Origin of the sequence: Streptomyces sp. NPDC051310, assembly GCF_044455245.1 — a bacterium.
GTDB lineage: Bacteria > Actinomycetota > Actinomycetes > Streptomycetales > Streptomycetaceae > Streptomyces.
The window spans coordinates 53,790-76,635 of sequence record NZ_JBITEO010000014.1 but is presented as its reverse complement, the minus strand read 5'-3'; the positions used below and the strand labels follow the sequence as shown (position 1 = coordinate 76,635).

Annotated in this window: 11 protein-coding genes; 7 read left to right on the top strand and 4 right to left on the bottom strand. The window is 75.0% G+C overall.

Annotation, left to right across the window (positions count from 1 at the left end; translation table 11 throughout):
* Positions 1–13: 13 nt before the first annotated feature.
* On the top strand, positions 14–898 hold the full coding sequence (locus ACIA79_RS21300) for a geranyl diphosphate 2-C-methyltransferase (RefSeq protein WP_399429904.1): 885 nt from the start codon (positions 14–16) through the stop codon (positions 896–898).
* Positions 899–963: 65 nt separating this feature from the next.
* Here the strand turns inward: ACIA79_RS21300 and ACIA79_RS21295 are convergent, their stop codons facing one another.
* The 3 genes from ACIA79_RS21295 to ACIA79_RS21285 form a co-directional block, all read right to left on the bottom strand.
* Entirely contained in the window at positions 964–1,710 is a 747-nt protein-coding gene (locus ACIA79_RS21295; RefSeq protein WP_399429903.1) for a DJ-1/PfpI family protein, read from the bottom strand.
* 78 nt (positions 1,711–1,788) lie between these two features.
* On the bottom strand, positions 1,789–2,499 hold the full coding sequence (locus tag ACIA79_RS21290; protein WP_399429902.1) for a DJ-1/PfpI family protein: 711 nt from the start codon (positions 2,497–2,499) through the stop codon (positions 1,789–1,791).
* 198 nt (positions 2,500–2,697) lie between these two features.
* Positions 2,698–3,645, bottom strand: a complete 948-nt coding sequence (locus tag ACIA79_RS21285) for a GlxA family transcriptional regulator (RefSeq protein WP_399429901.1) — start codon at positions 3,643–3,645, stop codon at positions 2,698–2,700.
* Between the two features lie 129 nt (positions 3,646–3,774).
* Here ACIA79_RS21285 and ACIA79_RS21280 point away from each other — a divergent pair, with 129 nt between their 5' ends.
* The 4 genes from ACIA79_RS21280 (at position 3,775) to ACIA79_RS21265 (ending at position 7,530) form a co-directional block, all read left to right on the top strand.
* Complete coding sequence (locus tag ACIA79_RS21280) at positions 3,775–4,725, top strand: immunity 49 family protein (protein ID WP_399429900.1); 951 nt, start codon at positions 3,775–3,777, stop codon at positions 4,723–4,725.
* Between the two features lie 414 nt (positions 4,726–5,139).
* Positions 5,140–6,369 carry a glycosyltransferase gene (locus ACIA79_RS21275; protein ID WP_399429899.1) on the top strand — a complete coding sequence of 410 codons (1,230 nt, stop codon included), beginning with the start codon at positions 5,140–5,142 and terminating at the stop codon, positions 6,367–6,369.
* A 293-nt stretch (positions 6,370–6,662) separates the two neighbouring features.
* Entirely contained in the window at positions 6,663–7,235 is a 573-nt protein-coding gene (locus ACIA79_RS21270) for an RNA polymerase sigma factor (protein WP_399429898.1), read from the top strand.
* On the top strand, positions 7,219–7,530 hold the full coding sequence (locus ACIA79_RS21265) for a hypothetical protein (RefSeq protein WP_399429897.1): 312 nt from the start codon (positions 7,219–7,221) through the stop codon (positions 7,528–7,530). The genes ACIA79_RS21270 and ACIA79_RS21265 overlap by 17 nt, the downstream gene beginning before the upstream one ends.
* Before the next feature lie 271 nt (positions 7,531–7,801).
* On the opposite strand, the gene ACIA79_RS21260 is transcribed toward ACIA79_RS21265, so the two are convergent.
* The gene (locus ACIA79_RS21260; RefSeq protein ID WP_399429896.1) at positions 7,802–8,674 is read right to left on the bottom strand and encodes an SGNH/GDSL hydrolase family protein; all 873 of its coding nucleotides are present in this window, start codon (positions 8,672–8,674) and stop codon (positions 7,802–7,804) included.
* A 401-nt stretch (positions 8,675–9,075) separates the two neighbouring features.
* On the opposite strand from ACIA79_RS21260, the gene ACIA79_RS21255 reads away from it, so the two are divergent.
* Both ACIA79_RS21255 and ACIA79_RS21250 read left to right on the top strand, forming a co-directional pair.
* Complete coding sequence (locus ACIA79_RS21255; protein ID WP_399429895.1) at positions 9,076–9,630, top strand: TetR family transcriptional regulator; 555 nt, start codon at positions 9,076–9,078, stop codon at positions 9,628–9,630.
* An 83-nt stretch (positions 9,631–9,713) separates the two neighbouring features.
* Entirely contained in the window at positions 9,714–22,790 is a 13,077-nt protein-coding gene (locus ACIA79_RS21250; protein WP_399429894.1) for an amino acid adenylation domain-containing protein, read from the top strand.
* Positions 22,791–22,846 lie beyond the last annotated feature (56 nt).

Sequence of the window (22,846 nt, the reverse complement as noted above, 5' to 3'; positions counted from 1 at the left end):
GAAGGACTTCTCTGTGACCAGCACCGAACTCACCACCGTCGACGGCACCTCCGCGTTCGTCCCCGGCCCGGCATCCCCGTACCAGGGGGACATCGCCCGCTACTGGGACCAGGAGGCCAGGCCGGTGAACCTGCGTCTCGGCGACGTCGACGGGCTCTACCACCACCACTACGGCATCGGCGAGGTCGACCATGCCGCCCTGGGGGACGCCGCCGACAGCGAGTACGAGAAGAAGCTGATCGCCGAGCTCCACCGCCTGGAGTCGGCGCAGGCCGCCGTCCTCCTGGACCACCTCGGCTCCATCGGGCAGGACGACATGCTCGTGGACGCGGGCTGCGGCCGGGGCGGTTCCATGGTGATGGCCCACCAGCGCTTCGGATGCAAGGTCGAGGGTGTCACCCTGTCGGCCAAGCAGGCGGACTTCGCGAACCAACGCGCCCGGGAACTCGGCATCGAGGACCACGTCCGCGCCCGCGTGTGCAACATGCTCGCCATGCCCTTCGAGACCGGGCAGGCCGCGGCCTCGTGGAACAACGAGTCGAGCATGTACGTCGACCTCCACGACCTCTTCGCCGAGCACTCCCGCGTCCTGAGGGTCGGCGGCCGCTACGTGACCATCACCGGCTGCTGGAACCCGCGCTACGGCCAGCCGTCGAAGTGGGTCTCGCAGATCAACGCGCACTTCGAGTGCAACATCCACTCCCGCAGGGAGTACCTGCGTGCCATGGCCGACAACCGCCTCGTCCCGCAGGCCGTCGTCGACCTCACGGCCGCGACGCTGCCCTACTGGGAGCTGCGGGCCACCTCTTCGCTGGTCACCGGCATCGAGGAGGCGTTCATCAACTCCTACAAGGACGGCTCCTTCCAGTACGTCCTGATCGCGGCCGACCGCGTCTGACCGACGCGTTCGGCCGGACGGCCGGGGACCGTCCGGTGACGGGCCCCGGCTGTCCGTCACCGGTTTCAGCGGCGGTCCGGGGCCGCCTGCCACACCGTGCCGCGTGCTTCGTATTCGAGCATCCCCTCCAGGCCGATCGCTGCGTCCGTGCCGAGCTCACGGCGGACCAGCCACAGGGCGAGGTCCAGGCCGGAGGTGACCCCGCCGGCCGTGACGAGGTCGCCGTCGTCGACGACACGGGCGTCCTTCAGCACGCCGCCCTGCCGTTCGAGGTCGGCGCGGACCCGGTGATGGGTGGTGCAGGGCCGCCCCTTGGTCAGTCCGGCGGCGGAGAGCAGCATCACTCCCGTGCACAGCGCGCTGATGGTGAGCCCCGGGCGTGCCGCAGCCGCCAGCGCCCGGGGCAGCGTTCCGCGCCGGATCTCGGCCCACACCCCCGGGTCCTCGCGCCGGGTGTAGCCGCCGCCGGGGACGACGAGGACGTCCGCCTCGTCGGGTGCCCAGCGGTGGTCGACGTGGATCCTGCTGCCGTACGCCCCGCGGACGGTGCGGGCGTTGCCCATCATGACGTAGCGGACCTCGACCCCGCGGTCGGCGAAGTGGTCCGCCGCGGAGAACACCTCGTACGGCGCGACGTGGTCGAGCTCCTCCACACCCTCGAACATGACGACGTGCACGCGCAGCGGTCCGCCCGCCCGGCCGGGGACCGCGGATGCCGCGGCTGCCGCGGTGGCGTGGGCGGGCGTCGCGCTCGCCGTCAGGCCGGCGGCACCGAGCGCGGTGGTGCCGCGCAGGAGGGTTCGGCGGTGCATGTCTTCGCTCCTCGTTCTCGTACGGGCCGGGGCGGACGGACCCGGTCGTGGTGGTGGATTGCGGTTGGCGGACAGGGCCTAGGAGCGCCACACGGTCCCGCGGCGTTCGTACTCGAGGACCTCCTCGGCGAACAGCGCCGTCTGCGGGCCGTAGAACCTTTCGAGCAGCCAGATGCCGAGGTCGATGCCCGACGTGACGCCGCCGCAGGTCACCAGGTCGCCGTCGTCGACGACCCGGCCGCTGACCACGCGGCCTCCTTGCGCCGCGAGGTCCTCCTTGGCGATGTGGTGCGTGGTGCAGGGGCGTCCGGCCGTGATCCCCGCGGCGGAGAGCAGCATGGTGCCGCTGCAGACCGCCCCCAGGACCAGGCCGCGTCTGCGGGCGGCCGCGAGGGCTCGCGGCAGGACTCCGCGCCGCACCTCCCGCTGGAGGCCCGAACCGTCGCCGTAGCCGGCCCCGGGCACGAGGATCACATCGGCCGACCGGGGCGACCAGGCGGCCCGGCAGACGACCTCCATGCCCGCGGACGTCGTCACCGTGCGCGGTCCGTCGACGGACACGAAGGTCTGCTCGATCCGTTCCTTCCCCGCGATGCCGAAGACCTCGATGTGGCCCGCGAAATCCTGCTCCTCCACGCCGTCGTACAGCACGGTGTGCACCCGCAGGGGTTCGCGGCGCGGAGCGGCGGGGGTGGTGGGCGCGGCCTGGGCGGGCGCACCGGCGAGGCCGGCGCCGACCGCCGCGGCGACGCCGCCTCGAAGCAGGTTCCGCCTGTGCGGGAAGGGCATGGGGGTCCTCCGGAAGACGCTGGGACCGCGTCCCCGGGTGCGTGCTGCGAAGATGCCGGGGGCGCGAGGACCCGTTCAGTCTTCCGGCGCCGGTCGCCCGGCAACACCGGCGCGACTGCCCATGGAGCGCAAGATACGGCCAGACCCGCCGCAAGGGGTCCCGGGCCCCGGCCCGGCGGGCTGGGGCACAGCCCCGGGTCACACGCGGAAGGCCGCCCGGTACGCGGAGGGTGTGGTGCCCACCTGGCGGGTGAAGTGGTGGCGCAGGGTCTCCAGCGACCCGAAGCCCGTGGTCTCCGCCACCCGCCGCAGGGGTAAGTCGGTGCTCTCCAGCAGTTCCCGTGCGCGCTGCACGCGCAGGGCGAGGAGCCAGCGCTGGGGCGTCGTACCGGTCTGCGCGCGGAAGTGCCGGGCGAGACTGCGCTTGCTCATCGTCGCGTGCGCGGCGATGTCGGCGATCGTCAGCGGCTCGCCCAGCTTGTCGCGCATCCACTGCATCGTGGGGCCCAGCGCGGCGGCACTGTCCTCGGGAACGCGGTACTCGATGAACTGCGCCTGTCCGCCGGTCCGCTGGGGGGCCATGACCATCGAGCGGGCGACCTGGCCGGCCACCGTCGCACCGTGGTCGCGGCGGACCATGTGCAGGCACAGGTCGAGTCCTGCGGCGATCCCCGCGGAGGTGAGGACCTGCCCGTCGTCGACGAACAGCACCGCCGGGTCCACCTGCGTGCCGGGGAAGCGACGGGCCAACGCGTCGGCGAAGCGCCAGTGCGTCGTCGCCCGGCGTCCGTCGAGCAGCCCGGCGTGGCCGAGTACGAAGGCCCCGGTGCAGATGGAGGCGATCCGCGTTCCTCCGGCCGCCGCCTGCCGGAGCAGTCCGACGAGGTCCGGGGGCGGTGTCCGGTCGGCCGGGACGCCGGGGACGATGATCACGTCCGCGGCACGGGCGTCCTCCCACCGGTACGGGGAGGATAGCTGGAACAGGTGGGCCGGCCCCGCCGCCGTGGTGACCGTGCCGTCGGCGCACACGCGCACCTCGTACGCCGGGCTGCCGTCCGGCCGGGTCGCGAACGCGAAGACCTGGCAGGGGATGGTCAGGTCGAAGGCCGACACACCGTCAAGGGCGAGAACCGCAACCACACGCATGAGCCAGAACTTACGGCACCCGCCCCCGCGTCCGTGCCGGGCGGCCGGGCCGTGGCCGGGTCCGGGCGTTGTCCGAGCCCGCTGATAGCGTCCGCATCCGGCCGGGAAGATCATGAAAGGACGGCAGCCGTGCAGGACGTTCCGCACCACGAAATCAGCAGCCAGCACGTGGCTCAGGCACGCGAGGGCATCACCGCGAGGACGTGGAAGCGCTGGTACGGGATGCGCTGCGACGCCCCGTCCCAGGGGAAGTTGCAGGAGATGCGTGACGAGCTCCTCGACCACGTCGCCGCCCGTGCGGTGGAGGACCCCGCGCTCGACGCGTCGGCGCGCGCGGCGCTGCGCACCGCGGCGGAGTGTTCCCTGGGCGTGCTGAGCATCGGCTGCTTCCCCGACGGCGACCAGGAGATCATCCTCCCGCTCGTCGAGGAGAACCTCAGCACCGATGACATCGCCTTCGGCGACGCGGAGTTCGCCCCCACCGCCGCAACGTGGGCCGAGACGTTCGCGTTGTGTCTCGTCAGTGGGCTGGTGTGGGACTGGCAGCGGGTCGTCGGGCTGCTGCTGCGCGGCGACTACGCGCCCGCGATCCGCGACGGCGTGCCCTATGCGAAGCTGGACTCGGCGTCGGACCCGGCGGAGCTGGCCGCGATGGACGCACTGTGCCACTACCTGACCGAGGCCGGCGGACACCTTCCCCGGGACTGGCCCACCGTGACCCTGCGCAAGCCGGACGCCGCCGAGCGCGCCGAGGCGGCCCGGCAGTTGGACGCCGCCGGCGGTCTGTCCCCGGATCAGCGGCTCCTTCGCGTACTGCTCGACGACGACCAGCGCGCCTTCGAGGAAGCTCTCGTGGCCCGGCTCGACCGGCACCGGGAGAGTGTGGGAGCCGATCCCGCGCCCAGGACCCTGCTTCCGCTCGGTGCCCTCGCAGCGGCGGCCCTCGGTGTCCAGGTGCACGAGTGGACGCTGGGCGTCCGGTCCGCCTACCTGCCGCACGGCATGCTCGGATCCCCGGACGCGCTGCGGCGAGCGGCGAACGCCGGCGGGAACCACCTGGGCTACTGGACCGCCAAGTAACGCGCGCAGCAGGGAGGTCGGGGCCCGCGGGGCTTCGCGCGAGCTCGTCCGTCATCGGCGGACCGGAGCGGGAAAGAGGAGAACCCACCCTTTCCATGATCAAGATATAGCGCACAGGGGGGCTTGCGGCAAGGCCCCGGGTATGCCGCAGAATCGCCCACCTCACCCGGAACACGAGGCCGGGCCGCTCCTCCCGGCGCACACGAGAGCACCCGCTCGACGTCCCCGACCCTCCGATCCGTACGCGGCGTCCCGAGGAGCGAGCAGTCTGTGCGCAGACCGACGCCTGCGTCGCTGCGGTCTGACCGGGTGAGCGGAGCGGGGGCCGCTGCCCTCGCCGGCCCTGTCGCAGCCGGCCGTTGGGATCAGCGGCCGGCCGGTGTTCGGAATCCACGGAAATGAGAGCCACGAAGAATGCGCGTGTTGTTGATGAGTTACGGGTCCCGCGGCGACATCGCACCGCTGGCGGCACTCGCACTGCGGCTGCGCGAACTCGGCGCGGAGGTACGGGTGTGCGCACCCCCGGACGAGGAGTTCGCGGCGCTGCTGGGCGGTGTCGGCGCGGAGGTGGTGCCGTTCGGCCCGGCAGTGCGCGCGCTGGTGACCGGGACGCCACCGTCGGACGTGGCCGGGTTCGCCGCCGAGTTGGTCGGAACGCATTTCGGTACGGTCGCCGCGGCGGCCGAGGGATGTGACGTGCTGATGGCGAGCGGCCTGATGCCGGCCGGTGCCCGGTCGGTGGCCGAGAAGCTGAACATCCCTTACGTGTACGCCTGCTTCCATCCGTTCGAGATGCCGTCGACGCACTACCCGCCGTCGCCGCGGCCGGGCCCGCCGGCCCCGTCCGGCACGACCGGCAACCGGGCGCTGTGGGACCTCGACGCCCGGAAGGTGAACGCGCTGTACCTCGCCCCGCTCAACACCCACCGGGCGTCGATCGGTCTGCCGCCGGTGGACAACGTCCGCGACCACGTCTTCGCCGACCGGCCGTGGCTGGCCGCGGACCCGGTCCTCGGCCCGTGGCGTGAGCTGACGGACCTCGACCTCGTGCAGACCGGTGCGTGGATCCTGCCGGACGAACGCCCGCTGCCGGAGGACCTGGTGGCGTTCCTGGACGCCGGGACACCACCGGTGTACGTGGGCTTCGGCAGCATGCCGATGCGCGCGGCGACGGACGTGGCCACGGTGTCCGTCGAGGCGGTCCGTGCGCAGGGCCGTCGTGTACTGGTCTCCCGCGGCTGGGCCGCTCTGGGGCTGGCCGGCGATGCGGACGACTGCCACGTGGTCGGCGACGTCAACCACCAGGCGCTGTTCCGCCGCGTGGCCGCCGTCGTGCACCACGGCGGCGCCGGCACGACGACGACGGCCGCGCTGGCCGGTGCGCCCCAGGTGGTGGTCCCGCAGTTCGTGGACCAGCCGTACTGGGCCGGCCGGGTGGCCGAGCTGGGCATCGGCGCGGCGCACGAAGGGCCGGCTCCGACCTTCGAGTCCCTGTCGGCCGCGCTCAGGACGGCTCTGACCCCCGAAACCAGCGCCCGGGCGGCCTCCGTGGCCGGCACGATCCGCACGGACGGTGCGACGGTGGCCGCACAACTGCTGCTCGACAAGGTCGGTCGGGAGGGGCCGTCGTCCGCGACCGCATGAAGCGTGCCCGGCTCCGGGCCGCTGCGGCGTCGCAGCAGTGGGCCCGGGCCGGGCGGCCGGCGGCGGCGCGCGGCGGTCCGCGACCGCGCTGCTTCTGCCGGCTCGCGGCGCTCCGGTTGCGGACACGGCTCACGCTGAATCCTTCCGGGCCGCCCCCGCCTCTTATACGCGTACCGGCGCACGCCGGGACCGGAAATCGGAGGTTGTCGTGATCGTGGGAATCGCTGTCGCCGTCGGAGTGGCGCTGCTCTGCACCTGTGGCTTCGTCGTACTGCGCGCGCGGGGCCGGGCACGTGGCTGACCCGACATGGCCCGGCGAGCGGCTGGTCACCGCCGCGCAGCGCGGTGACGTCGACGCGATCGGCGCGCTCGTGTCGGGGTCGTACCCGAACGTGCGGCGGTTCGCCCGGTCGCTCTGCGCCACGCCGGAGGACGCCGAGGACGCGGCGCAGGAGGCGTTGATCATCCTGTACCGCAAGATCGGGATGCTGCGGGCCTCCGGCGCTCTCGCGTCGTGGATGTTCCGGATCGTCCGCAACGAATGCCTGCGGCGCGCACGCACGGTGCTGCGGAACGACGCTCCGCCGCCCGACGGGGCCGTGCGGTCCGCCGAGGACGAGGCTCTGGAGCGCCTGGACGCGGGCAGGGTGGCGGCGGCCGTCGCCGCTCTGCCCGCCGATCAGCGGCGTGTGCTGGTCATGCGGGACATCCAGGGTCACAGCGGCCGGATGGTCGCCGAAGCGCTGGGCCTCAGTACGCCCGCCATGAAGTCGCGTCTGCACCGGGCGCGCCGTGCTGTGCGGCTCGCCGTGCAAGCCGCACCGGGCTCGGCCTTCGGAGGGGATGCCGATGCAAACGCCTGCTGAGGGACCCGACTTCGCGAGTTCGTCCCTGGCGCGGCACCTGGTCCGTGGCGCGGTCGGTTTCGGCGGACTGATCGGCTCCTTCGCGCTCCTCCCGGTGGCCGGGCCGGTGGCGCTCCTGCTGCTGCCGGTCGGCGTGCTGGCGCTGCGCGGGTGCCCGATGTGCTGGACGATCGGGCTGGTGCAGACCGTTTCGAGAGGGCGTCTGCAGCGTTCCTGCGAGGACGGCCGGTGCACGGTGGTGCGCGCCGACGGCAGGGAGCGTGCTCCCGAGCCGGCCGCCACCCGGGTGTCCTGAGCCCGCCGGCGCCGGCGCCGGTGTCGACGGGAGGCGGGCAGGCCCTCAGCCGCGGGCGCCCGGAGGCTGTTGTGCGGCTGGGGGCCGTGTGCGACCGAGGGCATGGAGGCGCCGGTCTCCCGGCCTCTGCTGTACGCGGTTCGGATCGGACCCGGACCCGGACCCGGACTCGGACTCGGACTCGGACTCGGACTCGGACTCGGACTCGGACTCCGTCAAGAATCCGGACTTGGACCCGGACTCGGGTCACCGGACCGGGTCCCGGACCGGGTCAGCCGAGTCCGAGCACGGTCAGGGTCCGCTCGGCCATGCGCCGCTCCCCGAGGGCGTTGGGGTGGACGGGGACGACGCTGTGCCCGAACAGGAGCGGCTCGATCCACCGGGTGCCGGCGGGTTTGCAGGCGTCGTGGCCTTCGGACACCTCGGAGAAGTCCACGTAGGTCGCGCCGGTTTCCTCGGCGGCGCGCTGGACGACCGCGTTGAGGTGTGCCTGAATGCCACGTACGTACGGCACGTCACCGGAGGCGATCGGCAGTTTGGCGAAGCAGGAGGGCTCGGCGGTGGCCGGGGTGATCCAGGGGTAGCCCAGCACCGCGATCCGGGCGTCGGGCGCCTTGGCGCGGAGACTGCGCAGTGCGTTCTTGAGCGCCGGGTAGGTGTTCGCCTCGATCCTGTCATCGAAGGAAGTGCCGTTCCGGTCCTTGCAGGGACTGCCCTTCCCGCCACTGAGGATGCCCGCGGAGCCGCAGGCCATGATGGCGTTGATGAAGGTGTTGTCGTCGTTGCCCCCGATCGTGAGCGTCACCAGGTCGGTGTCCGCGGTGAGGGCGTCCGCCTGCGGTGCGACGCCCGGGTACTGGGCTTCGGCGAAGTGCTTGGTCTGGGCAGCGCCGCAGGTCACGTCCTTGAGGCGGGCGTTCGTCCGGGAGGCGATGACGTGGGGGTAGTTCGCCGTGGAGCGCAGGCACAGCAGGTTGGTGGGGTCCACGGGGAGGACGCCCGAGCCGGCGCTGTAGCTGTCGCCGAGGGCGACGTAGTCGAGGGGGGCCGGTGTGGCGTGCGCGGCGGGGGATCCGGCGGGACCGAGTGCCAGCGCGCCGGCGATGGCTGACGCGACCATGACAGATCGGGCGGGCTTCGGCATGTGCTCTCTCTTTCGGGAGCGGAGCGGGGCGGCTTGACCCGTAACGGCACCTCCGGTGGAGCGGCTCGAACAGGAGGGTGCCGACGATCGTGGGCGGGCGACGGCGCGCACGCCGCTGACCGTTGGGACGCGGAAGGGGATTACCGATCGGTTCTACCGATAGGTAATGTGCGGGCGCCGTCGGGACCGCGTCAACATTGTTGACGCAACTTCCTGAAGTGGTGACCATGCATGGCTGACCCTTCATGGCCGATCCCTCTTGGCCGACCCTTCATGGCCGACCCTTCACAGCTGCCCCCTCATGGACGTGCCGGCGCCGCGCCGTCCCGGACGGACGTCGCCGTTGTGTACTGATCTCCGCGACCACGACGCCGCAGCGCGCGGCCCCTATCCTTGCCCGCATGCCGCAGCCTGGACACGCTTCACCGACGCGCGAGGCCATCCGCTCGGCCGCTGCCCGGCTGTTCCGGGAGCACGGGTACGCCAGGACGACGGTCCGCAGGATCGCGGCGGCGGCCGGCACCGACCCCGCTCTGGTGATCCGTCACTTCAAGAGCAAGGAACTGCTCTTCCTGGAGACGATGCACCTGACGATCGACGACGAGCCGCTGTTCGACGTCCCCCTGGAGCACCTGGGGGAACGGCTCGTCGAACTCCTCGTCGATCTCGACGGTGCCGCCCGCGGCATCTTCCTCGCGCTGGTGCAGGGCAGCAACGAAGCACAGATACAGGAGCGCTTGCGGGACACCCACGAGAAGGTCCTCATCGAGCCGCTGCGCAGCCGCCTGACCGGACCCGACGCCGACATCCGCGCACGCCTGGCGGCCGCCCTGGCCGCGGGCCTGTTGTACGCGCTGTGGGTGGCTCGGGACGAGACCTTGCTCCGTACGGACCGCACCGCTCTGGTGGCCCACTACGGCGCGCTGCTGCAGGGAGTCCTGACACCCACGGCGTAACGGCCGCGCCCCGCGGGAGGTCCGGCCCCGTGACGCCGCCGACGGTCCGCCGCCCCCGTCGATGACCTTGCTAGAGTCTGCCGATGCACCCCTCGAACAGTGAAGCGAACCTCCTCGACGTCCTGCTGCGGGCGGCCGATGAGGCGCCGGAGCAGGTCGTCGTGCACGTGCGCGGCGATGGCACCGAGCGGGTCGTCACCTTCGCCGAACTGCGGTCCGAGGCGCTGCGGGTCGCGGGCGGGCTGATCGACGCCGGGCTGGCGCCGGGCACACCGCTGCCCCTGGTCGCGGACCGGGGCGAGGACTTCCAGCCCCTGTTCTGGGGCGCGCTGGCGGCGGGGCTCATACCCGTGCCTCTGGCCCCGGCCCGGCACCGCGTGGCACCGGTGTACGAACACCTCGGCCGGCCCGCCGTCCTCATCGGCGGGGCAGCCGGGGAGGCGGGCGAGGCGCTGCTGGGCGACCTTCCCGGGCAGGTACGCGCCCTGCGGCTCGGGGACCTCCGCGCCGGCCGTCCGCCCGGGCGGCTGCCGCGTCCGCACGCGCACGACGTCGCGTTCCTGCAGTTCTCCTCCGGCAGCACCGGTGCGCCCAAGGGCGTCGAGCTGACCCACGCCGGCGTCCTCGCCAACCTCGCGCAGATCCGCGCAGCGGCCGCGCTCACCGACGAGGACGTGCTCCTCGGCTGGATGCCCTACTTCCACGACATGGGGCTCATCGGCACCCACCTGGTGCCCATGGCCGCGCGGCTGAAGCAGGTGCGGCTGGAGCCGCTCAGCTTCGCCAAGCGCCCCGCGCTGTGGCTGGAGACGGCCGCCCGGCACCGCGCGACGGTCCTCTCGGCCGCGAACTTCGCGCTGCGCCTGGCGGTGCAGCGGATCCCGGATAGCGACATCGCGGCGCTGGACCTGCGCCACGTGCGGCTGCTGCTGGTCGGCGCGGAACCCATCGGCCCCCGGGTGTGGCGGGAGTTCACGGCCAAGACCCGGCCCGCCGGACTGGACCCGCGGGCCCCTCTCCCCGTGTACGGGCTGGCCGAGGCGACCCTCGCCGTGACGTTCCCCCCGCTCGGCGAGGTGGCCGCACCGCTGACCCTGGACCGGGCGGCGCTCGGCCGGGGCCGCGCCGAGCCGACCGGGGCCGGGCCGCACGCCGTGGAGCTGATGGACCTGGGCCGCCCCGTCCCCGGATGCGAGGTCCGCGTCACCGACGGCGCGGGCAAGCCGCTGGGCGAACGGCATGTCGGCCACGTGGAGGTGCGGGGACCCCAGCTCGGCCGGGGCTACCACCGTGACCCCGACGCGACCGCCGCCGCCTTCGCCGGGGGCTGGCTCCGCACCGGCGACCTGGGCTTCCTGAACGACGGCCGGCTGTGCGTCACCGGCCGCCACAAGGACGTCGTCTTCGTCAACGGCCGTACGTTCCACGCCCCGGACCTGGAGGAGATCCTCGCCGGGACGCCCGGCCTGTCCCCGGGCACGGTCGCGGTCGTCGGATCCACCGAACCGGTCACCGGAGCGGAACGCGTCGTGGGGCTCGTCCAGTGGTCCCGGCCCACGCCCGCCGCCGCACCCGTGCTGCGCGCGGCGGCCACCCGGCTGCGGGAGGCCCTGGGGCACGACGACGTACGGGTGCTCCCCCTGCCTCCCGGCGGCTTTCCCCGCACCACCAGCGGGAAGCTGCGCCGCAGTCTGCTGCGCGACCGGTTCGAGGCGGGGGCGTACGCGGCCGTGGAAGCGCGGGTGCGCGCGTGGGCACCGGCGTCCGCCGCGGAGGCCCGCGGGCCTGCCGCCGCCGGGGCGCCGTCTCCCGCCGTGGTCGCCGGACTTGCCATTGCTGGGGCGCCGTCTCCCGCCGAGGCCCGCGGGCCTGCCGCCGCCGGCGACGCGCCGGGGGCTCCGCGTACGCGCGGTGAGGTCGAGGAGGCCGTCCTGTGCATCTGGGCGCGGACGCTGGAGCTTCCGGTGGACGCCATCGGCCCGCACGACCGGTTCTTCGCGCTCGGCGGCTCCTCGCTCAAGGCGATGGCCGTCGTCGCCGCCGTGGAGGAGACGTTCGGCGTCTGCGTGGAGCCCCGGGCGGTGGTGGACCACGACACCGTCCCGGCCCTCACGGTACATCTGCTCGGCCTCCTCGGGACGGGGCACAGCGCGGCAAGAGACGCGGCCGTACCGGCTGCCGGCCCCGCGAGCGCATCGGACTCCACGGATGACATGCCGGGCGGCGACGCCGTGGCCGTCCTCTCGACGGCCTGCCGGTTCCCGGGGGCGGCGACGCCCGAAGCGTTCTGGGACCTGCTCGTGGCCGGGCGCCGCCCCGACAGCTCCGGTCCTTCGCTCGACGCCGCCGCGTTCGACGCCGCCTTCTTCGGCATGGACGAGGAAGAGGCCCGGGCCACGGACCCCCAGGCCCGCCTCTTCCTGGAGCTGACGCACGAGGCGCTGGAGCGCGCCGGTTACGCCGGTCCGCGCCGTACCGGCCGCAGGATCGGCGTGTTCGCGGCCGTCGGCGACAGCGGGTACCGCGAGGTCCTCGACGCAGCGGTGGACGGCGGACTCGCCGCCCACCGGGGCGCGCTCACCGGCAACCTGCCGAACCTCGTCGCCGCCCGCGTCTCGCACGTGCTGGACCTCGACGGCCCGGCCCTCGCCGTCGACACGGCGTGCTCGTCGGCGCTCGTCGCCCTCCACCTGGCGCGGCGGAGCCTCCTGTCCGGCGAGTGCGACCTCGCGGTCGTCGGCGGTGTCAACCTGCACCTGTCCCCCACCGCTTCGCGGCTGCTGGAGGGTGCCGGGGCGCTGTCGCCGACCGGGCGGTGCCGGCCCTTCGGTGCCGACGCCGACGGCTTCGTGCCCGGCGAGGGCGGCGCCGCCGTCGTGCTCGGCCGCCTCGGTGACGCCCGGCGCTCCGACGACCCCGTGCTCGCCCTCGTACGCGCCACGGCGGTCAACAACGACGGCCGGTCGCTGAGCCTGCTCGCGCCGAACCCGCGGACGCAGCGCGAGGTGATCGCCCGCGCCTACAGCGAGTCCGGCGTGGACCCGGCGGCCGTGTCGTACGTCGAAGCGCATGGCACCGGCACCCCGGTCGGCGACCCGGTCGAGGCCCGTTCCCTCGGGGATGCCTTTCCGCCGCGGCCCGACGGGCTGCCGCGCCGGCTCGGCTCGGTGAAGGCCAACGTGGGACACCTGCTCAACGCGGCAGGGATGCCCGCCCTCGTCAAGGTCGTGCTGGCTCTCGGGCACCGGCAGCTGCCACCCGCTCCGCAGGCCGGACCGCCGGCCCCGTACCTGGAGCGTTCCGCGCCCGGCTTCGCGCTGGTCGACCGGCACCAGGAGTGGCGCGCGCCCGGGCCTCTCGTCGCCGGGGTCAACGCCTTCGGCTTCGGCGGGACCAACGCCCACGCGGTCCTGGAGGAGGCCCCGGCCCGGCCCGCCCCTCACCGCTCCCGGCCCCCCGCCTCGCTCCGGGCCGGCTCCGGCGGACAGCACCTCCTGACGCTGTCGGCCGGTACCCCTTCGGCGCTGCGTACGGCGGCCGGTGAACTCGCCGCACACCTGCGGGCCCACCCTGCCCTGGACGAGGGGGACGTGTGTGCCGCGGTGGGCCGGGCGCGGGACGACCGGCCGCACCGGCTCGCGCTGGTCGCGGAGGGCCACCTCGCGGAACGCCTCGAAGCGTTCGCCGCCGGGCGCTGCGCGGACGGGGTGCACGCGTCGGAGGCCCGTCCGCGTCCACGCCTGGTGTTCCTGCTGCCCGGGCAGGGGGCTCGGCAGGCGGGCGCGGTCGGTGGGCTGTACCGCTCGGCTCCGGTGTTCCGGGAGGTCGTGGACGAGGCGTCCGCCGCCGTCGGGCCGGTCCTCGGACGCGCCCTCGCCGCATGGTGCCGGGATGCGGGATCCGGTGCCGAGGGGCCGGTCAGGACGGAGGTGTCGCAGCCCTTGCTGGTGGCGTACGGCGTCGGCCTGGCACGGCAACTGGCCGCGTGGGGGATCACCCCGGACGCCGTCGTCGGGCACAGCGTCGGCGAGATCGCCGCCGCCTGTGTCGCGGGAGCGCTGACCCTGCCCGACGCGGTGGCCTTCGCCGCCGAACGGGGCCGCCTCATGGGCGAGTTCGCCCTCCCGGGCGCCATGGCCGCCGTCAGGGCCGGCGAGGAGGAGGCCGCCGGGTTGGTGGCCGCATCGGACGGCCGGCTGTGCGTGGCCGCCGTCAACGGGCCGGACCACGTGGTGCTGGCCGGTCCGGTGCCCGCAGTGGACCGGGCCGTCGCCGATCTCGCCGCACGCGGCGTGGCCGCGCGCCGGCTCGACGTGTCCCACGCCTTCCATTCCCCGTTGCTGGAGCCGGCCCTGGAACCCCTGGAGTGTGCCGCCAAGGCGGTGACGGCCCGCCCGGCGGCCGTGCCGATGCTCAGCACCCTCACCGGCCGGTGGCAGCCGGAGCTGACACCCGGTCACTGGCGGCGGCACGCCGTACGGCCGGTCCTGTTCGGCGCCGCCGTCGCACGGCTGCTGGACGAGGGGTACGACACCTTCGTCGACCTCGGCCCGGGCGGTTCGCTCGCCGCCCCGGTGCGCGCCGTCGCCGCCGGACGCGGGGCACCCCCGGACGTCGCGGTGCTTCCGGCCGTGCGGACGGCGGAACCAGGCAGCGATCCTGGACTGCGCTCCCTGCTGGAGACGGTGGGCCGGCTGTGGGTGCGGGGGGTCCGGCTGGACCGGACGGCGCTGGACGCCGGCCGGTCCCGTGTGCCGGTTCCGGCCTATCCGTTCGAGCGCGAGCGCTTCTGGCCCGTGCGCCGTACCGACGGGGCCGAGCGGTACCGCTCCGGTCCCGGATCTCCGCACGCCCCGTCCGCTCCGGGCCTCACCGCCGGAACGGAGGGCTCCGGCGGCCTGTCCGAGGCCGGTTCCGGCGCTCGCACCGGTGCCGCGCCCGTACTGCACCGACCGGTCTGGCAGGACACGCCCCTCACGCCCGCTCGAGGGCCGCGAACGGTACGGCTGGCCGGGGCCACCGGCTCCGATCTGGCACCGGCCCTCGCCGGGCGGCTCGCCGGCCGCGGTGTCACGGTGCTGCCGTACGACGGCCCGGCGCACTCCGCCGGGGCCGGCCCGTCCGGAGCGGACACGCTCGTCTGGCTGGCCGGAGAGGCTCCCGAGCTCTCCGGGCCGCACGGCGACCCCGACGGGGTGGACGCCGCCCGGCACGCGGCCGTGGTGGCCCTGCGGGGCATCCTCGCGCTGCTCGGCCCCGGCTGCGACCGGCTGTTGGTGGTCACTCAGGACGTGCACGTGACCGGATCCGCGCCGGAACGCCCGCGGCCCGCGCAGGCCCTGCTGAACGGCTTCGCCCTGGCACTGGCCGAGGAACGCCCCGGGCTCTCCTGCCGTACCGTCGACCTGTCGTCCTGCGACCCCGCGCACGACAGACTCGAAGCCGTGGTCGGCGAGTTGTACGCGGAGACCGTCCCCGGCACCGCCACCCCGGTCGCGTGGCGGGCGGGCCGCCGCCTGTCCCGTACGCCTCAGGTAGTGGAGGGCGCCGGTGAACGGCGCGTATCCGGGCCGGAGGAGCCGCCGGCCGGGCCGGAGGACCCGTCGGCCAGGTCAGGCGACCCGTCGGGGCGGGCAGGCGGCCCGTCCGCCGGAGGTGCGGCGGCGGATCGGGGAGGCCGGCTTCCCGCCGACGGCACGTACTTGATCACCGGGGGCGCGGGGGGTCTCGGCTCCGCGCTGGCGCGCGAGCTCGCGCGCCGTGGCGCCCCGGATCTCGTCCTCACCGGGCGGGCCGCCTCCCCTCCCCGGGAACTGCTGGCCGAACTGCGGGCCCTGGGCGCCCGCGCCCAGTACCGGTCGGCCGACGTGTCCGCCGAGGACGACACCGACGCGCTCGTCGCCGGTCTGCCGCCCCTGGACGGCGTCTTCCACGCAGCCGGGACGGTACGGCCGGGTTCGTTGCGCGCCAAGACGGACGAGGAGATCGAGCGGGCCCTGTCGGCCAAGGTGCGCGGCACCGTGCTGCTCGCCGGGGCGCTGCGCCGGCATGGCCACCGGCCCGCCGCGTGCGTGGTGTTCTCCTCGGTCGCCTCGGTGGTGCCGGGTCTGGCGGGCGCGCTCGGCGACTACGCGGCGGCCAACGCCTTCCTCGACGCGTTCGCCGCCGCCGAGCGCGCGGCGGGCCGCCCGTGGCAGGCCATCGGACTCGGGCCCGTCGCCGACGCCGGCATGGCGGGCCGGTCACGGGCGCTCGACCACGTGGCGGCGCGCGGCATGGCGCCGCTGACGAGCGCCGCGGCGGTCGCGGGCCTGTGCGCCGCCCTCGGCCTGGACAGCGCGCACCTGCTGGTGACCGGGCTCCCCATCGTGCCCGCTCCCCCGCCGCCCGCGGGCACACGTCCCCCGGCACCCGTCGGACAACCCGGCACGCCCACGCTCCCGGCGCGCCGGGAGCCTGCGGCCGGACCGGGCGCTCGGCACGAGCCGGGCACCCCGGACGCCCCGGATACCGCGGACGCCCCGGATGCCGTGGATACGGCGGACGCCCTCGACGGCCGCACGTCCACGTCGAACACGTCCAGGTCGGGCACGTCCACGGCCAACGCGTCCACGACCGCGGACGGGGTCGAGGCGGGGTCCGGCGTCACGGATCCCTCCGGTGTCGCCGTGCTCGTCCGGAGGCTGCTGGCCGAGGCCCTGCACCGGGCTCCCGAGGACATCGCGGACGACGCGCACTTCCTCTCGCTCGGCCTCGACTCGCTGACCGCCGTGGACCTCGCCCACCGCCTCGAACGCGAACTCGGGCTGCCCCTGTCGGCGACGCTGCTCTTCGAGCACCGCACCCTCGGGGAACTGACGGACCATCTGGCCGCGGAAGCCTCGCGCGCGCCTCTGGACGGGCAGGCCCCGCCGGGGCCGGCGCGGCAGTGCGCCGGCCGGCGGCCTGCCCCGGCGGCCGGGAGCGGGCACGGCTCCGCCTTCCCGCTGACGCCCGTGCAGAGGGCGTTCCACGCGGCGGAGACACTGCACGAGGGCGTCCCTGCCTTCGGCTACGTACGCCAGACCGTGCGCGGGCCCCTCGACGCCGCGCTCCTCGGCCGGGCGCTCGCCCTGCTCGCCGCCAGGCACCCCATGCTGCGGATGCGGATCGCCCGGGAGGGCACACCCCCGCTCCAGTTCGTGGCGCCGGCCACCGCGGCCGGCCCCGCACCGGTCTGGTACGAGGTGCGGGAACCGGACGGCGGCGCACCGGTGCCGAACGGGGCGCTGGAGCGCCTCGAACGGGATGTGTGCAACCGGCCGTTCGACCTCACCACCGAGGACCCGGTGCGCGTGGTCCTCGTACGGGAGACCCCCGGGCTCGCCCACGTACTGATGGTCGTGCACCACGCCGCCGTGGACGGCTTCAGCCTCAACGTCCTCAGTGAGGACCTCTGGTCCCTGTACGCCGGCCTGGCCGGCTCCGGCGCGCTGCCGGAACCGCCCGCGCCCGGCGCCGAGTTCTCGCAGTACGCCGCCCTCCTCGCCGCCGGCCGGGACACGGCCCGTTTCGCGGACGACCAGCGGTACTGGCGGCAGCGCATCGCCGCACACACGGCCGACTCCGGCGTACCCGCACTGCCGTACGACGGTGACGCCGACGGGTCTCCCGAGCCACCGCTCCTCCACCACTCCACCGGTGTCGGGGCCGGGGGCTCCGCGGCCCTGCGTGAGGTCGCCGCAGAGCACGGCGTCTCGCTGTTCCACCTGATGCTCGCCGTCCACGTACGGTGTCTGGCGCGGTGGAGCGGGCGGCGGGCCGTCGCCGTCAACGTCGCCCGTGCGGGCCGTGAGGTCCGCCTGCCGGGCATCGAGCGGCTCGTCGGGCCGCTCGCGGACACCCTGCCGGTGTTCGCGGACGTCGACCCGGAGGAGCCGGTCACCACCCTGGCGCGGCGGCTTCGCAGGATCTGGCGGGAGGCCGAGGCGCACGCCTCCCTCAGCAGCCCGGATCTCGCCCGGCTGCTGCCCGCCGGGCGTGGGGGCACGCGTGCGCTCGCCGAAGCCGGTTTCAGCTTCTCCCGCTTCCCCGTTGCCCGCGGCGAGAACTGGCCGGTCACGGTGACGCCGACGGCGGCCGCGACGGGTTCCGCCGCGACCCGGCTGAGCCTGCTGTGCTGGGAGGCGGACGGCGAGCTGCGGTTCTCGTGGAACTTCCCCGCCCGTCTCCTCGGCCCCGCGACGGTCGAGCGCCTTGCCGCGGAACACCTGGCCGACGTGCACACGCTCGTCGCAGGACGGCGGGCGGCCGGAGATGACGGAATCGTCACAGGACGGCGGGCGGCCGGAGGCGACGGGATCGTACGGCGGCTCCTCGCCGGGTTCCGTGCGCACCCCGGGGCCGTGGCGGTGGACGGCGGGGACACCACGCTCACCTACGGCGAGCTGGACGCGGCGTCCGCCGCCCTGGCCGTCCGGCTGCGGGCCGAGGGCGTGCGGCCCGGGGACCTGGTCGGGCTGCTGACCGAACCGGGCCCGGACGTCGTGGTGGGCGTCGTCGGCATCCTCCGGTCCGGCGCCGGGTGGGTGCCGCTGGACGCCGCGTACCCGGCCGCCCGCCTGCGGGACCAGGTCGGCCGCACCGGCGCCCGGGTCGTCGTCTGCCACGCCGCCACGCTGGGGGCGGCCGCCGCGCTCGACGGCGTCGTCACGGTCATGGCCGGCACCCCGGCGGGCGCTCCGCCCGTACCCGCCCCGCCGGCGCCCCCGCACGATCCGGACGCGATCGCGTACGTGATCTTCACGTCGGGGTCCACCGGCCGGCCCAAGGGCGTCCCGATCACCCACCGGTCGATGGCCGGCTACCTCGACTGGGCCCTCTCCGCGTTCGGTTACGGTCCGGGCGACCGGCTCGCACAGACGGCCTCCCTCTGCTTCGACGCGTCCGTACGGCAAGTCCTCGCGCCGTTGCTCGCCGGGGCCACGGTCGTCACGCTCCCGCGGAATCTCGTGCGCGATCCCGAAGCGCTCCTCGACCACGTGGTCCGCGAACGGGTCACGGTGTGGAGTTCGGTTCCGACGCTCTGGGAGCGGCTGCTGTCCGCGGCCGAGGCCCGGGCGCGCCAGGAGGGTACGGCCCCGGACCTCTCGGCGCTGCGCTGGGTGCACGTCGGCGGCGAGGTACTGGCGGCGGCTCACGTCCGGCGCTGGTTCGACCTGCTGGGCACCGGCCGCGACGGTGACCGGCCGCGCCACCGCATCTCCAACCTGTACGGGCCCACCGAGGCCACCATCAACGCCACGTGCCACATCATCGGCACCCGCCCCGCCGACGACGTCCGGCGCCTGCCCATCGGCCGGCCCGTCGGCGGGACCGATCTCATGGTCGTCGCCGAGGACGGCAGCGCGTGCGCGCCGGGCGAGGCGGGGGAACTGCTCATCGCCGGCGCCGGTCTGACCCCGGGGTACCTCGGGGAGCCGGAACTCACCGCGACCGCCTTCGTCGAGCGGGACGGCCGCCGCTGGTACCGCAGCGGCGACCGTGTCCTCCGCAGGGCCGACGGCGTCCTGGAGTTCCTCGGCCGCCTCGACGACCAGGTCAAGGTGCGCGGCCACCGGGTGGAACCCGGCGAGATCGAGGCCGCGCTGCTCGCCCACCCCGCGGTGGCGCGGGCCGCCGTGCTCCTCGCCGACGGCCGGCTCGCCGCGTACGTCGAACCCCGACCGGGCGGGGCGGCACCCCACCCCACGGAGGTACGGGCCTTCCTGGGCCGCACGCTGCCGCCGTACATGCTGCCCGGCCGGATCGAGGTGCTGGGCGCGCTCCCGCTGACGGGCACCGGCAAGATCGACCGCCTGCGGCTCGGACGCGACGCCCGGCCGGAGGCACCGGACGGTCCCGGATCGCCCGGTCCGGCCGGTGCCCGGTCGACTGATCCGCAGGCCGGGGGCGCCGGGTCGCCCGATCCGCAGGCCGGCGGCGCGGAGGCATCTCCTCCGCGGACCGGCGGGGCCGGCGTACCTCATCCGCAGGCCGACGAGGCCGGAATGCCCCGCCCGCAGGCCAACGGGGCTGAGGCACCCGGTCCGCAGGCCGGCAGCGCGGAGGCGTGCGGCCCTCGGAGTGGCAGCCCGGAGGCGTCCGGCCCTCGGGACGGTGGGCCCGGATCGCCGTCTCCCGTTGCCGTCGGCGCGGGCGGCCGGTCCGGGAACCCGCCGTCGACCGGCACCGAGCGCATTCTCGCGCGCGTCTGGGCGGACCTGCTGGAGACACCGGACGTCCGCGCCGAGGACGACTTCTTCGCTCTCGGCGGGGACTCGATCCTCGCCCTGGAACTGTTCGCCCGGCTGCGTGAGGAGGTGCCGCTCCTGCCGCGGCCCACCGCCGTGTTCACCCACAGCACCCTGCGCGGCCTCGCCGCCGCCATCGACGCGGTGGCTCAGGACGGGCCTCCGCCGGCACCGGCCGAGGCGCCGGGAGCCGCCACCGCCGCCGCGCGCGGCGCACGGGACGACACCGCGCCCTACCCGCTGACGCCGACGCAGCGCGGCTTCCTGCTCGCCGAGACGATCGCCCCCGGGTCGACGTCCGCCTGGCTGGCCCGGTTCCGGCTGAGCGGGCCGCTGCGTCCGGAGGTGTTCCAGCAGGCGGTGGACGTGCTGGTGGTCCGTCACCCCATGCTCCGCACCGTCTTCCCGGCCGGCGCCCGGCCACCCGTGCAGCAGGAACTGCCCGCGTCCCTGCGGCTGCCCGTCGATCGGGAGACCCTGCCCCCGGGGCACACGCGGGAGGTGCTGGAGGAGCGGGTCGCGCAGGAGGCACGGCGCGTCTTCGAGCCGTGGGCGTGGCCGCTGGTACGCCTGAGGCTGTTCCGGGTGGGCCCGGACGAGCACGTGCTCGTCGTGCACGCGCACCACCTCATCGGTGACGGCTACAGCGCGGCGTTGCTCGCGAGGGAACTCCTCACCGCTTACGACCGGCTCGTACGCGGCCTGCCCGACGGGCTGCCCCCGGTGGGCGGCACCTTCCGCGACCACGCCCTGCGCCTCGCCGCGGGCCCGCGCGCAGCGGACCCCGAGGCGGAGGCGTATCGCGCGGCTCATGACGCTCCGTACGCGCCGCCCGTCCTCCGCCCGGCCGCCGCCTCCGGCGATGGCGACGGCGACAGCGACAGCGACAGCGACAGCGACAGCACGGACGTTGGCGCGGGCAGGGGCGACAGCGGCGGCGCCCGCGCCTTCCGGACGGCCGGCTTCACTCTCGACGCCGCGTCGACGCAGGGGTTGCGACAGCTCGCCCATACCGCCGGGACCACGCTGTACGCGCCGCTGCTCACCGCGTACTACCGGGCGCTCACCGGTCTCGCCGGCCGCCGCGACCTCGTGCTGGGGCTGGCCGTGACGGGACGCGACGACACGTCGGCGGCAGCCCACGACGTCTTCGGACCGTTCGCCGAGGCGGTGGCGCTCCGCCCGTCGCCTCCGGAGGCCGAGGGAGACCTCCCGGGCCGGACGCCGCCGTTCCGGGAGGACCTGCGCCGGATCGCCGCCGAGACGGTCGTGGCCAGGCGGTACGGGCCCACGGACGCCCGTACGCCTGCCGGGCTGCCGCGGACCGCCCAGTTCTTCTTCACGTTCCTGGACTTCTCCGCTCTCGGCCGGCCCGGCGGCGGCACGCTGCACCTGCGGGAGGACGACGCCGACACCGCGCTCGCCCCGCCCCCGGTCGGCACCGACGTCTTCGTCGCAGTCCGCCCTGCGGACGAGGGGCTGCGCGTCACCGTACGGGCCCCGGCGACGGTGCTCACCGCCGCGGCGCTGGACGGTTTCGCGGACGCGGTACGGGGCGAGCTGGAGCAAGCGCTGTTCCCCGACGCGAACGGGGCAGGGCCCGGCAAGGAAACGCCCACCACGGCTCCCGTCACCACGCGGGCCTCCCTCACCACCGCGGCGCCCCTCACCACGACGTCCGGTCCCGGCACCGGTCTCGACGCGGCGCTCGTGGGATACCTCCCCGCGCCGAGGGACGTGGCGGCCTTCGCCGGGCTGCCGGAAGGCGCCCTCCCCCGCGAAGAGCTGCGCACGCTGCTCTTCCCGGAGGGCCGCGCCCGGCTGCTGGAGGAGACCACCACGCCGCTCGGTACCTCGGGGTTCGTCTGCCTGCCCCTGTTCGCGGACGAACTCGTCCCCGGAGGGGTCCGTCCCCCGGGTCCGGGCCTCGCCGCGCTCTCCGCACGCGCCGTGGCACACGCGGCGTCGCTGGGAGCGCGCTCGGTCTCGCTGGCCGGTGTGATCCCGTCCCTCACCGGCTACGGCTACGACGTCCTGCGGGAGAAGCGCGGTGGCCCGGCCGTCTCCGTGACCACGGGCCACGCGATGACGACCGTCTCCGTCGTGAAGACCGTCCACGCCGCGCTCGCGGAGACCGGCCGCGGGCTTTCCGACAGCACGGTCGCCTTCGTCGGCTGCGGATCCATCGGCACCTCCTCGCTGCGCCTCCTGCTCGCCCGCAGCCCCCGGCCCCCGGCCCGGCTGGTCCTGTGCGACGTCCCGGGCAGCGGCCCGCGGCTCCGCCGGCTCGCCGCGGAACTCGCGTCCCACGTCCCGGGGCACCGGATCGCCGTCCTCTCCGATGCGGCTCCGACGCTGCCGGACGCGGTGTACGAGGCGGACGTGCTCGTCGCCGCGGTCAGTGGCGCGGCGGCGGTGATCGACGTCGACCGGCTGCGGCCGGGCACGATCGTCGTCGACGACTCCTTTCCGCACTGCTTCGACACCGCACGGGCCCTGCGGCGGATGAGCGAACAGCGGGACGTGCTGGTCGTCGGCGGCGGTCTCCTCTCTGTGGGCTCTGCGGGCGCGACGGCCACCCGCCTCGCGGAGGGCCTTTCCGGACTCGCCGGGGTCGCGGACGCGGCACGCGCCACCCGGATCGGTCTGCCCGGCACGATGGCGTCCTGCCGGCTGGAGTCCCTGCTCCACGCGCACCTCACGGCACGTCGCCCTGCGCCGCCGTCCGGGGCCGCCGCTCCCCCGCTCATCCACGGTCTGGTCGATCTGCCGCACGCCCTGGCGTACTGGGACGCGGCGGAGGCCACCGGACTCGGCGCCGCGCCGCTGCACCTCCTCGACCACGTCCTGGGTCCCGGTGTGTTCGGCGGTGTGCGCGGGGACGGGTGAGGGCCGGCGCGGCGCCGCCGTGTTCCTCCTCACAGGAGGGGACGACGGTGTGACGG